Genomic DNA, 12579 nt, shown 5'->3' with positions numbered 1-12579 from the left:
TTGCCTAGCGGGATGGCGATGCCGCGCCAATGGTGGAAGTGGTGAGTCCAGCTGGGTTCGAACCAGCGACCTACTGATTAAAAGTCAGTTGCTCTACCGACTGAGCTATGGACCCTTCCGTGCGGTGGAGGTCGCCCTAATGGCGGCGGGGCGGATGGTCAACCTTGGCGTTTGCCTTTTTGTAAGCGCGCGTGAAGATGGCGGACGGTAAGGCCGGTCCGGGGATCGCGCCAGTCGGGCGCCACTGCCAGCAAAGGGGCCAGCACGAAGGCGCGTGAGCGGCAGGCTGCGTGGGGAATGGAGAGGGTGCGACTGCGCCAGATGCCGCCCGACCAGAGGATGATGTCGATATCGATGCTGCGCGCGCCCCAGCGGCGATGACGGCGACGACCGAGTCTGTTTTCGACCGACTGGAGGAAGGCGAGCATGGCGGGCGGCGGCAGCGCGCTTTCCACCAGCAGCGCGCCATTGGCGAAGATGCGGGTCGAGGGGCCGAGCGGGGGCGTCGGGATTGTGGGCGATACGGCCAGCACCCGCGCCTGCCCCCCGATCAGCGCGACCGCTTCGGCCAGCAGGCGCGGTGGCGTGCGGCGTGCGGACAGCGGGCGGTTTGACCCCAGCGCCAGCGCGTAGAGATGGGAGGGCGGCGTCTGTCCGGGCACCAAGTCGATCCGTTTCGTCATTGCGAGCGCAGCGAAGCAATCCACGGGCGCGCTGTTGGATTACTTCGCTGCGCTCGCAATGACGCTGTAGAAAATGTCATGCCAGCTCTATCGGGCCTTGTCTTTGACATGCGCCTTCATGACGGCATAGGCGGCCTCGCGCGGCTCGGCGGGCAGCGACAGGAGATAGCGCGCGGCATCGCGATAGGTCAGGAAAGCGCGATCATCGACCAGGATCGGGACGGTGCGGGCGTTGTAGAGGCGCTTGAGCATCCGCTTTTGCGGGCGGCTGAGGTCTGGATGGGCTTCAACAGCGGCCTCTTCCACGGTCGCATCTTCAACGATGGCTTCTTCGGCGATGATCGGGTCTTCTTCGGTGGTCAATTGCGGGTCTTTCGGGGTTTGGCGGCATTCAGGGCTGCCGCGGCCTGGATCAGGATGATGAAGGCGGCTTCGTCGATTATGTCGCCTTCGTGCAAGTCGATGGCGCGGCGGACATTGCCGTCGAGGCTGGCGTTGAACAGGCCAGCCGGGTCATCGAGAGCTGCGCCCTTGGCGAAGGTCAGTTTTACCACGCTCTTGTAGCTTTCGCCGGTGCACAGGATGCCGCCCTTCTCCCAGACGGGTACGCCGCGCCATTTCCATGTTTCGACCACATCGGAGATCGCACGGTGGATAAGGGCGCGGACCTGCGCCAGCATCTCCCCCCGCCAGTCGCCGAGCGCGGCGATGCGCGCGTCGATGAGGGCGGAGGGGCTGTCCGTCATGGTCAGATATCCTGCGCGATGCGGCCGTAGAGGTCCGGACGGCGGTCGCGGAAGAAGCCCATGCCGGCGCGGTGGATCTTTGCCTTGGCAAGGTCGAGCGTGGCGACGAGGGCGCCATTGTCCTTCGCGTCGGCATCGGCCAGATAATCGCCCCATTCGTCGCTGATGAAGCTGTGGCCATAAAATTTCTGGCCGTCTTCGTCCCCGATACGGTTGGCGGCGATCACCGGCATGCAGTTGCTGACGGCATGGCCGATCATCGCGCGGCGCCACATGCGGCTGGTGTCGAGGTCCGCATCATAGGGTTCGGAGCCGATGGCGGTCGGGTAAAGCAGCATTTCTGCGCCCATCAGCGCCATGCAGCGGGCGGTTTCAGGATACCATTGGTCCCAGCAGATGCCGACGCCGATGGTGCCATATTTGGTCTTCCACACCTTGAACCCGCTATTGCCGGGGCGGAAATAATATTTTTCCTCATAGCCCGGACCGTCGGGAATGTGGCTCTTGCGATAGACGCCCATAATCTCGCCTTCGTCATCGATCATGGCGAGCGAGTTGTAATAATGATGGCCGTCGCGTTCGAAGAAGCTGGTCGGGATATAGACGCCCAGTTCCTTCGCCAGCTTGCGCATCTCCAGCACGGCGGGATGCTCGTCGGTCGGCAGGGCGCCTTCGAACAGCGCTTCATCCTCGACCCGGCAGAAATAGGGGCCTTCGAACAGTTCGGGCGGCAGGATGATCTTCGCCCCGCGCATGGCGGCCTTGCGCACATGATCCGCAACCTTGGCGATATTATCGGCCCTGTCGTCGGAAAAGGCGAGTTGCAGGGCGGCGACGGTCACGCGAGTCATTCTTCACTCCATGGCGGGGAATAGGGGCGGGGGGACTGGGCGCCCTATAGGGAATGTCGGCCGGGCATGCCACCGGCCTTGATATCATCGGTTCGGATCACAGCAGCGATGTGGTGTGGTTGAGGACCATGTCGCAGGCCTTGGTCTTGGCCTTGGCTTTCAGGCCGCCCAGCGAAAAGGCGCTGCCGTCGGTCTTGATCGTGCCTTGCTGACCCAGCTTGAAGCCGCTTGATTCCTTGACGCCGGGCTTGCCGGTCAGCTTGCCCAATATCGAACTGGCGCTGGTGGCGTTCACCAGCTTGTTCTTCATGCAATAGCTGAGCACGCCCGCCGCATTGCCCGCGCCGACCGAGGCGATATTGGGCAGTCCGCCGCCCAGCATGCCGCCCAGGCCGGACAATTGGGCTGAGGACGCGGACGCGCCGGTCAGGATGGCCAGGGTCAGGGCGGCGCGAAGGGACATGCGGATCATCGGTTCTTCTCCCTGCCCGGCGAGTCCCGCCGGGTCGATATGCAGACTGATCCCATCCGCGCCGGTGCGCAACAGGCTCAGACCAGCGAGGGCATCTGCTGGCTGCAACAATGGAAGCTGCCGCCGCCCGACAATATGGCGTCGCTGCGCAATCCTACAATCTCCCGGTCGGGGAAGAAGGGGCGGAAGGCGTCGAGCGCAGCCTGATCATTGGGCTGGCCATAGATGGGTACGATGACGGCGGCATTGCCGACATAGAAATTCATGTAGCTGGCCGGGATCGCTTCACCGTCCACCACGACAAGGCCGGGCGATGGGATATCGATCACCTCGACGCCATGGGCCTTCGCGCGGGCGCGGGCGTCGGCATAGATGGCGGCGTTGGGATCGTCATCCGTGGTCGCGATCGGCAGGCCCAGCTTGCCGGGGGCCAGGAAGCGGGCGAGATTGTCGACATGGCCATCGGTATGATCGTTGAGCAGGCCATCGCCCAGCCACAGCATGTCGGACAGGCCAAGACTACCGGCGAGCAGGGTTTCGATCTTGCCGCGATCGAGGTCCGGATTGCGGTTGGGGTTCAGCAGACATTGTTCGGTGCTGACGAACAGGCCGGTGCCGTCGGTGTCGATCGCGCCGCCCTCCAGCACCCAATGCTGGGTCGAGGTGGCAAAGCCGGTCGTCGCGGCGAGGCGCGCGCCGATATCCTCATCGCCGGGCATCTGATATATGCCACCCCAGCCGTTGAAGTCGAAGTCCACCAGCGCGCGTTCCTCTGCGCCATTCAGCACGGCGATCGGCGCGGTGTCGCGCAGCCAGACGTCGCCCAGCTTGTGGACAGCGATGGTGACACCTGCTGCAACCAATGCGCGGGCGGCGACGGCATCCTCCTCATTGGCGACGACGAGGCGGACCTCCTCCCCCTTGCCATCGGCGTGGAGGGCACTGGCGAAATCGGCGATCTGCTGCCGCGCGCCATCGAAGGCGCCGGGCCATTCGGCGGGGTTGGTCGGAAAGCCGATCCAGGTCCAGTCGTGCGGCGCCCATTCGGCGGGCATGCGGAAAGTCATGGCTTTTATCCTTGCTCGCTGGCGCGTGCAGCAGGCGCACGCCCCAAATATCTGTTATCGCATCGCTAAAAGCGGAAAACCGGTTCCCACTTTTCCGCGCGATGCTTTAAGGCCGATCCGCAAAGTGCGGAGATGTCGCGCGCTCCATAGCGTGCCGGATCGCATGTGGACAGAGGGCGAAAGCCATGAAGATGAGAGTTTCCGCCATCGCCGCCGCCTGCATGCTGGCGCTGTCATCGGGCGTATGGGCGGGCGAACTGCCGGACTGGCTGACCGGCGAATGGCAGCAGCAAAATGGCGACCGGTGGAGCGAGGAAGTCTGGACCCTGCCGCGCGGCGGCACGATGATCGGCGTCGGGCGGACCGGGCGGGGCGAAAGCCTGCGGTCCTGGGAAGTGATGCGGATCGTGCGGGCGGCGGATGGATCGCTGACCTTCCATGGTGCGCCCGAAGGCGGTGCTGCGACGGTCTTTCCTGCTGTGGAGCAGGGCGTTCGCGATATCACTTTCGCCAATCCGGACCATGATTATCCGCAGCGCATTCGTTATTGGCGGGAAGGGCGGCTGCTGATGGCCGAGACGTCGAAAATGGATGGTAGCGGGGCGCAGAACTGGACTTATTCGCCGGCAACTCCTACCGGGCAGTGAGCGGTCAAGGTTGCTTGGCGCCGCTCTGTGCGCGTTGCCCTTGCGCCAGGCTCTGGAGTGCAAGCCCCTGCATGTCCAGTTCGCGCTGTTCGCTATAGCTGAGGCCATCGCGGCCGCTACGATCCGCCAGCGCCTGCGCGCGATCGGCTTCGCGGCGCAACTGGCGGGCTTCCTTCCGGTCGAGCGCGCCGTTCTTGCGCGCCTTGCGAATATCCTTGCGGGCCTGCTCCAGTTCATAGGTGCCGCTGACGCTGGGCTCCAGCCGGACCGTGACGGGACCGGGCGTATCGCGTGGCGGTGATCCCGGCGCGATCTGGGCCATGGCGCTGCCGCTGATCATCATGGGTATGAGCAGAAGGGCAGGATTGCGCATCATCAGGCTCCCATCAAGGCGAGGCAGCATGAAATGCGCGGACTGAACCAGCAGTGAACCGACCGGCGGCGGATGCCCCGCCGCCGGCCAATGGCTTATTGTCCGGCCCGATCCTTGTCGCGGATGGCGCGGAATTCATCGCCATCTACCCAGTTGGGCCAGTCGGTTGTCGTCGCCAGCGCGCGGCCTACATCATAATAAAGTTTCAGGTCGGCGGAGATGCCGGTCCAGTCCCAATTGGGATCATATTCGTCCTTGGGACCATGATAGCGATGTTCGGTATAATCCTCCGCGGCGGCCATGCCAGCGGCGGTGCCGCCCTTCACCAGATCCTCGCCGCCCTCGAAATAGAGCATCGGCAGGCCGTGCTTGGCGAAGCTGAAATGGTCGGAGCGGTAATAATAGCCCTTTTCCGGGGTCGGTTCGAGCGTGGCGACGCGGCCCTGTGCGGCGAGCGCGCGGTCGAGATAGGCGTCCAACTGCGACTTGCCCTTGCCGATGACCACGACATTCTTGGCAAGGCCAGCGACGGACAGGGCATCCATGTTCACGCCGCCCACGGTCTTGCTGAACGGGAAGATCGGGTTCTTGCCATAATAGTCGGAGCCCAGCAGGCCCGATTCCTCGCCGGTGACGGCCAGGAACACCTGGCTGCGATCGGTCGGGCCGGCCTTCACATTGGCCTGAGCGAGGGCGACCAGTGCGGCGGTGCCGGTGGCGTTGTCGACCGCGCCATTGCAGATATCATCGCCGTCGGGCGCGGCTTCGCAATGGCCCAGATGATCCCAATGCGCGCTGTAGAGGACATATTCGTCAGGCCGCGTCTTGCCGGGCAGCAGGGCGACGACATTCTTCGAGCTGTGCTTGCGCAGGTCATTGTCGAAGGAAATGTTGGCGGTCACGCCGGTCAGCGGCACGGCCTTGAAGCCGGGCTGCTTGGCAGCGGTCATCTGGGCGTCGAGGTCCAGTCCGGCGCTGGCGAAGAGGGCGGCGGCCTTGTCCTTCTGCATCCAGCCGATGGCCTGGCTCTGTCCGGCATTGCCGTCGGCGCTGTCGGCGACATGCTGCGCCCCGGTCCAGCTCGACTGCACGACGTTCCAGCCATAGGCGGCGGGCACGGTGTCGTGAATGATGATCGCGGCGGTTGCGCCCTGCCGCGCGGCTTCCTCATATTTGTAAGTCCAGCGGCCATAATAGGTCATGGCGCGGCCGTTGAACGGGCCGGTCAGCCCCTGCGTTTCATAATCGGGATCGTTGACCAGAATGACGACCGTCTTGCCCTTCACGTCCAGCCCGGCATAGTCGTTCCAGCCCTTTTCCGGGGCGTTGATGCCATAGCCGACGAAGACGACCGGGCTGTCCTTCACCTCGATATGTTTTTCCGTGGTGCGATAGGTGCCGATCACCATTTCCGGGCCATAGGCGGCGGAGACGGGCGCCTTGCCGCCGGTGAAGCTGAGCGCCGAGACATTCTTCGCGGTGATTTCGACCAGCGGCACATCCTGGAACCAACTGCCCTTGTTGCCCGGCTTGAGGCCCAGTTTCGCAAATTCGGCGGACAGCAGGGCGAGCGTCTTTTCTTCACCCGCCGTACCGGGCGCGCGGCCCTCATAGGCGTCGGAGGACAGTTCCTGCACCAGCCGCTTCATCGTGTCGACCGATGGCGTGGCGCCCCTCGCGGTGGATTTGGCGGGCGCTGCGCCCGCGACCGCTGGCGCGGACAGGACAAGGATGGCGGCGATGGCCGCGATGGAACTGCGCATGGAAGGATTCCCTTATTTTACGAATGCGCAGGTGATGCCACCGTGCGAAGAGGGGGGCAAGAATCTTGCGCTTTTCTTCCTCTTCGGCATGAATGCACCGGTCACTATTTACGGGGGTGGATGTTGCGATACGGGATAAGTCCTTGGCTTGGCGGAGTTACGGCTCTGGCTATGACTGCGGGTGTGGCGAGAGCGGCTGACGACATGGCGGCGCGGTTCGGCGCGCGCGAAGAGATTGAGCAGGCCAGCCTGTCTCCCGATGGTAATTGGGTCGCTTTCGTGCAACCGCTGACCGGTCAGGGCGCGGGCCTTTATGTCGCAGACCTGCGGGGGAGCGGCGAATTACAGACAAAACGGATATTGGCGGTTGATGGCAAGCCGGATCGGCTGGCGGGATGTCAGTGGGCCAGCGATACGCGCCTGTTATGCACGGTTTATGGCATGAGCACCCTGGGCGGGACTGAACTGGTCCGGGTCAGCCGCATCGTCGCGGTGAATGCCGATGGCGGCAATGTGAAATTGCTCAATACGCCTGGCGGGGACAGCCTGCGGTCGCGGGGGGTCAGCCTGTCTGGCGGCGCCGTGATCGGTTTGGCGCCGGGCAATGAGGGGCATGTGCTGATGATGCGCAACTATATCCCCGAAACGACCATCGGGACACGCAATGCTCAGACAAAGGAGGGGTTGGGCGTCGATGATGTGGACAGCTTGACCCTGCGCGCTCGGCCGGTCGAACCGCCAAAGGTCAATGCCCGCGAATATATCGCCGATGGTCTGGGCAATGTCCGTGTCATGGGGACACGAACTATCGACGCCACCGGATATGACAAGGATGAGCGACGCTATTATTATCGGCCTGTCGATGGAGGTGGTTGGAAGCCGTTAAGCATCGTGATGAAGGGCGATGAAGGCTTCGATCCAAGTCTTGTCGATGCCGGTCAAAATCTCGCTTATGGCTTCAAGCGCAAGGACGGGCGCCTGGCCGCCTATTCCAGAGCTTTGGACGAGGGCGCTGTAGAAACGCTGCTCTTTGCCCATGATCAGGTCGATGTGGACGGCTTCATAACCATTGGGCGAAACAAGCGGCCGATCGGGGTCAGCTATGTGACCGATCGGCGTGGCGCCTCCTACTTCGACCCGGCAATCGCAAAGCTGGCCAAATCGCTGTCATCTGCCTTGTCGGGGCAACCCAATGTGCGGGTCGTCGATTCCAGTCGTGACGAGAAAAAACTGCTGATCTGGGCTGGCAGCGATGTCGATCCGGGCAGTTATTTCCTGCTTGACCGCGCGACCAGCCAGATGGCGCCTGTGGCATCCAGTCGCCCGCCGCTGGATGGTGTCGCCCTGGCGCCCATGCAGCATATCACCTATGCGGCAGCAGATGGCACACAGATCCCGGCCTATCTCACCTTGCCGCCAAAGGGGACGGGGAAGGGCCTGCCGGCGATCGTTATGCCGCATGGTGGCCCCGGCGCCCGCGATGAATGGGGGTTCGCCTGGATGGTGCAATATTTTGCATCGCAGGGCTATGCCGTGTTGCAGCCCAATTTCCGTGGGTCGACCGGCTATGGTGAAAGCTGGTTCCAGCAAAACGGGTTCAAGAGCTGGCGTACCGCGATCGGCGATGTCGACGATGGCGGTCGCTGGTTGGTGAAGCAGGGGATCGCCAGCGCCAACAAGTTGGCAATCATCGGCTGGTCCTATGGCGGCTATGCTGCGCTTCAATCGGCAGTGACGGAGCCGGACCTGTTCAAGGCGGTTATTGCGATAGCGCCGGTGACGGATCTGGACCGGGTGCGAGAGGAGCGGCGGGGATGGAGTGACTTCCGCCAGACCAGCGACTTTATTGGCACCGGTCCGCACATTGCCGAGGCGTCCCCCGCACGCCATGCTGACGCGATCAATGCGCCTGTCCTGCTGTTTCACGGAACGCAGGATCTGAATGTCGGCGTTCAGCAGTCGCGCTTGATGCAGGATCGCCTGGCGCAGGCCGGCAAGTCTTCCGAACTGGTGGTTTTCGACGGGTTGGACCATTATCTGGAAGATAGTCAGGCCCGTATCGAAATGTTGACGAAGAGCGCAGCGCTGCTGGAACGGGCGCTCAAGCGATAGCCAAAGAAAAAGGGCGGTCCCTTGCGGGGCCGCCCTCTTCCATATTCTGTCCGGGAGGACCGATTAGCGCGAATAGAATTCGACGACCAGATTCGGTTCCATCTTCACCGGGTAGGGCACTTCGTCCAGCGTCGGAACGCGGACATAAGTGATCTTGGCGGCGCCGTCCGGCGACACATAGTCGGGGATGTCACGCTCGGGCAGGCTCTGCGCTTCGAGAACCAGCGCCATTTCCTGCGCCTTCTTGCCCAGGGTGATTTCATCGCCCGGCTTCACCAGACGCGAGGCGATGTTGCACTTCACGCCGTTCACATAGATGTGGCCGTGCGAAACGATCTGACGCGCCGAGAAGATGGTCGGCGCGAACTTGGCGCGGTACACGACGGCGTCCAGGCGGCGTTCCAGCAGACCGATCAGGTTCTGGCCGGTGTCGCCCTTCATGCGGCTGGCTTCGAAATAGTTCTTCTTGAACTGCTTTTCGGTGATGTCGCCGTAATAGCCCTTCAGCTTCTGCTTGGCGCGCAGCTGGATGCCGTAGTCCGACATCTTGCCCTTGCGGCGCTGGCCGTGCTGACCGGGACCATATTCGCGCTTGTTGACGGGCGACTTGGGGCGACCCCAAATATTCTCGCCCATGCGACGGTCGATCTTATACTTGGCGCTGGAGCGCTTCGACATAGGTAATTCCTTACAACTGCATATTACGTTATCCGCCCTCCTGATCCGATGGACCGGAAGTCCGCAGAGGCGGAGGGCGAAAGCTTCCCGGTCATCGCCTGTTTCCATATTTCAGGGACAGGGCCACCACTTCACCGGGATGTGGGGCCAATCGCGAAGGCGCGCCTATGGCCATGTGACGGGGATATGTCAAGCATGGACTGGGCCTCGACAGGCATGGCGCGGATGCTTAAATCCGGCGGCCATGAACCCAGATACTTATACCAGCATGGCACAGGTGCGCGCAGGCGTCGATGAACTCGACCGGCAGATCGTCGCGCTGCTCGGCCAGCGCTTCGCCCATATGCGCGCCGCCGCCCGGATCAAGCCCGACCGCAGCGCCGTGCGGGACGAAGCGCGCAAGGCGCAGGTGATCGATCAGGCGCGGGCGGAGGCGGAACGGATCGGCGCCCCCGGCGCGGTGATCGCCGACCTGTGGGAGCAACTGGTCGAAGCATCGATCGCCTATGAGATGGCGGAATATGACCGGACGCGGGGATAGAACTGGATCCGTTCAGTTCGAGCCTGTCGAGAACCCTTGCGCAGCGCCCATCGGCTGCGATTGTGTTTGCTTCAACTGGGGGTGATGGAGATTTTGGCGACAGCATTGAGAATGGTGAGGAGTTTTCTGGCGTCTGCGATGAGAGCGGCTTTGGGTGTTTTTACCTTGTCTCTGATGCGCTGGTAGAAGTTTATGAGGCTTGGGTTGATGCGGGCCGCAGAGAGAGCTGCAAGATGACGGCGACTGATGGTTCCCGGTCTGGCACGTGCGTGATGAGTGCAGCGTCGATGGAATCAGTCTTGGCGAGCCTGTCAAGGGCTCCGGCAAAGCGTCGTATCTGTCGCGGATTGACGACGGCGACATCAATGCAAGCCGCTGCCAGCATAGCCACACAGGGGCGCTGATAGCGTCTGCTGGCCGCCATCACGACGGGGTCGATTTGCTTGACTGTCAATCTTCGATCAGCCGCGAGAGTTCGGCTTGGGTATACGCTCAATGGGCAAACCGTTCGCGCCGCGGTGGCACGGCCATCCCAACCTTTACAGCCAGAATAATCTCTAGCTAACGAGGCTGCAGGCGAACGGACATTGTGGTGGTCGCTGTGCTGCGTTACGCCCTCACCGGCGGGCAGCATGGGAGCCATCATGACCATCATCGTCCATCATCTGAACAATAGCCGGTCGCAACGCATTCTCTGGCTGCTGGAGGAACTGGGCGAGCCCTATGAGGTCCGCCGCTATGAGCGCGACCGCAAGACGATGCGCGCGCCGGCATCGCTTCGGGCGATCCATCCGCTCGGCCGCTCCCCGGTGGTGGAGGTGGACGGCCATCGCCTGATCGAGACGGGCGCGATCATGGAACATCTGGTCGCCCGGTCCGGCAATCGCTTCGGTCCGCCCGCCGACGCGCAGGGCGCCATCCTCTATCGTCAATTCCTCCATTATGCCGAAGGATCGATGATGCCGCCGCTGCTGGCGCTGCTCGTCGTCGGCAAGCTGGGCCTGCTTGGCCGCCCCGCGCGCCCGACGGTGCAGCGCATGCTGGACGATCATCTCGACTGGCTGGAAGGCGAACTGGCGACGCGGCGCTATTTTGCTGGCGACGCCTTCACCGCCGCCGACATGATGATGAGCTTTCCACTGGAAGCATCGCGCGCCCGCGGCGGCCTTGACAGCAGCCGTCCGCATCTGATTCGCTGGCTGGAAGAGATGCATGCGCGGCCCGCCTATCAGGCCGCGCTGAAAACCGGGGGACGTTATGCCTACGCCTGATCGCCGCACCCTGCTGCGCTATGCCGCCGCCGGCCTTGCCACGTCGCTGATAAGCCCTCGCCTGTTCGCGCAGGACAAGGCAGGCGAGGCGCTCAAATCCCTGACCGGCGGCGTCACGCCGATCGGCAAGGTCGAGCGCGCCGATCGCGTTGCCCGCGCACAGAAGATGATGCAGGCGCAGGGCATCGACGCGCTGCTGGTCGAGCCGGGCGCCAGCCTCATCTATTATAGCGGCATCCGCTGGTGGCGCTCCGAACGCCTGACCGCGCTGGTCATCCCGGCGAGCGGCACGCCTCTGGTCGTCTGCCCCTTCTTCGAGAAACCCTCGATCGACGAATCGCTCGCCATCCCCGCCGAAGTCCGCGTCTGGCAGGAGCATGAAAGCCCCTATGCGCCGATCGCCGATTATCTGACCGCGAAGGGACTGGCCAAGGGGCGCATCGGCATCGAGGAAACCGTCCGCTATTTCGCGGTCGATGGCCTCAAGGCCACGCTGCCCGCCGCAAGCCTTGTGAAAGACCCCGTCACCCGCGCCATTCGCATGCGCAAGACGGCGGCCGAAATCGCGCTGATGCAGACGGCCGCCGACGTCACCATGGCCGCCTATCGCTGGACCTACCCCCAAGTGAAGGTCGGCATGACCCCGACCGATATCGGCGCGCTGATGAGCGCCGCAACAAAGCAACTGGGCGGGCAGGTGGAGTTCAACCTGATCCTGCTGGGCGAAGCCGCTGCCTATCCGCATGGCTCCGGCAAGCCGCAGGCGGTGCGCGCGGGCGAAGTGGTGCTGATGGACTGCGGCTGCACGGTCGAGGATTATCAATCCGACATCAGCCGCACCTTCGTCTATGGCGCGGCCCCCAGCGCGCAGCAGCGCAAGGTCTGGAACGACGTGTCGCAAGGGCAAAAGATCGCCTTCGCCGCCGCGAAACTCGGCGCGCCTGCCGGTTCGGTCGATGACGCGGTGCGTGGCTATTATGAGAAGCAGGGTTATGGCCCCGGCTATGCGCTGCCCGGCCTGTCACACCGCACCGGCCATGGCATCGGCATGGAAGGACATGAACCGGTCAACTTGGTCCATGGCGAGGCAACGAAGCTGGACGTCGGCATGTGCTTCTCCAACGAGCCGGGCCTGTATCTCCCCGGCACTATGGGCGTGCGGATGGAGGATTGCTTCCACATGACCGCGCAGGGGGCGAAATGGTTCTCCGTGCCGCCGGTGTCGATTGAAGAGCCGATTGGGTAATTCCTCCCCGGACCGGGGAGGGGGACCGCGCCCGCTTAGAGGCTGTGTCGGAACGCTAACGCAACGGTGGACGGCCGAGTTTCGATATGATTCCGAGGGGTTGCGACACCAACCTTGGAAGCCATCATG

General features: G+C 63.2%; 16 protein-coding genes and 1 tRNA gene. 6 read left to right on the top strand and 11 right to left on the bottom strand.

The annotated features are described in order from the left end of the window. Window positions 1–39: 39 nt before the first annotated feature. The 7 genes from BMY84_RS17125 to BMY84_RS17095 form a co-directional block, all read right to left on the bottom strand. A tRNA-Lys gene (locus BMY84_RS17125) sits at window positions 40–115 on the bottom strand. Between the two features lie 43 nt (window positions 116–158). Next, window positions 159–662, bottom strand: coding sequence for a 2-amino-4-hydroxy-6-hydroxymethyldihydropteridine diphosphokinase (gene folK, locus BMY84_RS17120; protein WP_256215267.1), 504 nt, complete (start codon window positions 660–662; stop codon window positions 159–161). 108 nt (window positions 663–770) lie between these two features. Then, window positions 771–1046 carry a hypothetical protein gene (locus BMY84_RS17115; RefSeq protein WP_093084978.1) on the bottom strand — a complete coding sequence of 92 codons (276 nt, stop codon included), beginning with the start codon at window positions 1044–1046 and terminating at the stop codon, window positions 771–773. Continuing rightward, entirely contained in the window at window positions 1043–1429 is a 387-nt protein-coding gene (locus tag BMY84_RS17110) for a DUF1801 domain-containing protein (RefSeq protein ID WP_093084976.1), read from the bottom strand. The genes BMY84_RS17115 and BMY84_RS17110 overlap by 4 nt, the downstream gene beginning before the upstream one ends. Window positions 1430–1431: 2 nt before the next feature. After that, complete coding sequence (gene aguB / locus BMY84_RS17105) at window positions 1432–2280, bottom strand: N-carbamoylputrescine amidase (RefSeq protein WP_093084975.1); 849 nt, start codon at window positions 2278–2280, stop codon at window positions 1432–1434. A gap of 97 nt (window positions 2281–2377) precedes the next feature. After that, entirely contained in the window at window positions 2378–2863 is a 486-nt protein-coding gene (locus tag BMY84_RS17100) for a DUF2501 domain-containing protein (RefSeq protein WP_256215266.1), read from the bottom strand. Then, window positions 2830–3819, bottom strand: coding sequence for an agmatine deiminase family protein (locus tag BMY84_RS17095; RefSeq protein ID WP_093084973.1), 990 nt, complete (start codon window positions 3817–3819; stop codon window positions 2830–2832). Before BMY84_RS17095 ends, BMY84_RS17100 begins: the two co-directional genes overlap by 34 nt. Before the next feature lie 185 nt (window positions 3820–4004). Here BMY84_RS17095 and BMY84_RS17090 point away from each other — a divergent pair, with 185 nt between their 5' ends. Continuing rightward, entirely contained in the window at window positions 4005–4466 is a 462-nt protein-coding gene (locus BMY84_RS17090) for a DUF6265 family protein (RefSeq protein ID WP_093084972.1), read from the top strand. Between the two features lie 4 nt (window positions 4467–4470). On the opposite strand, the gene BMY84_RS17085 is transcribed toward BMY84_RS17090, so the two are convergent. Both BMY84_RS17085 and BMY84_RS17080 read right to left on the bottom strand, forming a co-directional pair. Continuing rightward, window positions 4471–4842, bottom strand: coding sequence for a hypothetical protein (locus tag BMY84_RS17085; RefSeq protein ID WP_093084970.1), 372 nt, complete (start codon window positions 4840–4842; stop codon window positions 4471–4473). A gap of 92 nt (window positions 4843–4934) precedes the next feature. Next, a complete protein-coding gene (locus tag BMY84_RS17080) occupies window positions 4935–6602 on the bottom strand; it encodes a M28 family metallopeptidase (protein ID WP_093084969.1) in 1668 nt (555 codons plus the stop codon). On the opposite strand from BMY84_RS17080, the gene BMY84_RS29815 reads away from it, so the two are divergent. Both BMY84_RS29815 and BMY84_RS17075 read left to right on the top strand, forming a co-directional pair. Then, window positions 6580–6741: a hypothetical protein gene (locus BMY84_RS29815; protein ID WP_177204036.1), complete on the top strand. Its 162-nt coding sequence runs from the start codon at window positions 6580–6582 to the stop codon at window positions 6739–6741. The genes BMY84_RS17080 and BMY84_RS29815 overlap by 23 nt on opposite strands. A gap of 32 nt (window positions 6742–6773) precedes the next feature. Beyond that, complete coding sequence (locus tag BMY84_RS17075; RefSeq protein ID WP_256215264.1) at window positions 6774–8714, top strand: S9 family peptidase; 1941 nt, start codon at window positions 6774–6776, stop codon at window positions 8712–8714. 63 nt (window positions 8715–8777) lie between these two features. Here BMY84_RS17075 and rpsD read toward each other — a convergent pair whose 3' ends face one another. After that, window positions 8778–9392, bottom strand: a complete 615-nt coding sequence (gene rpsD / locus BMY84_RS17070) for a 30S ribosomal protein S4 (RefSeq protein ID WP_093084966.1) — start codon at window positions 9390–9392, stop codon at window positions 8778–8780. Window positions 9393–9636: 244 nt separating this feature from the next. Between rpsD and BMY84_RS17065 the strand changes: the two genes are divergently transcribed. Beyond that, on the top strand, window positions 9637–9933 hold the full coding sequence (locus BMY84_RS17065) for a chorismate mutase (RefSeq protein ID WP_093084964.1): 297 nt from the start codon (window positions 9637–9639) through the stop codon (window positions 9931–9933). 190 nt (window positions 9934–10123) lie between these two features. Here the strand turns inward: BMY84_RS17065 and BMY84_RS29810 are convergent, their stop codons facing one another. After that, window positions 10124–10357, bottom strand: coding sequence for an IS110 family transposase (locus tag BMY84_RS29810; protein ID WP_256215278.1), 234 nt, complete (start codon window positions 10355–10357; stop codon window positions 10124–10126). Window positions 10358–10577: 220 nt separating this feature from the next. Between BMY84_RS29810 and BMY84_RS17055 the strand changes: the two genes are divergently transcribed. Together BMY84_RS17055 and BMY84_RS17050 are read left to right on the top strand one after the other, a co-directional pair. Continuing rightward, window positions 10578–11204 (top strand): glutathione S-transferase family protein, encoded by a 627-nt coding sequence (locus BMY84_RS17055; protein ID WP_093084962.1) that lies wholly within the window; start codon window positions 10578–10580, stop codon window positions 11202–11204. Continuing rightward, complete coding sequence (locus tag BMY84_RS17050) at window positions 11191–12450, top strand: M24 family metallopeptidase (RefSeq protein ID WP_093084961.1); 1260 nt, start codon at window positions 11191–11193, stop codon at window positions 12448–12450. Before BMY84_RS17055 ends, BMY84_RS17050 begins: the two co-directional genes overlap by 14 nt. The last annotated feature ends 129 nt before the right edge of the window (window positions 12451–12579 follow it).

Origin of the sequence: Sphingobium sp. AP50 (genome assembly GCF_900109095.1) — a bacterium.
Taxonomy (GTDB): domain Bacteria; phylum Pseudomonadota; class Alphaproteobacteria; order Sphingomonadales; family Sphingomonadaceae; genus Sphingobium.
Note: the sequence above shows the minus strand (reverse complement) of the source record. Positions and strands in the feature narration are given on the sequence as shown.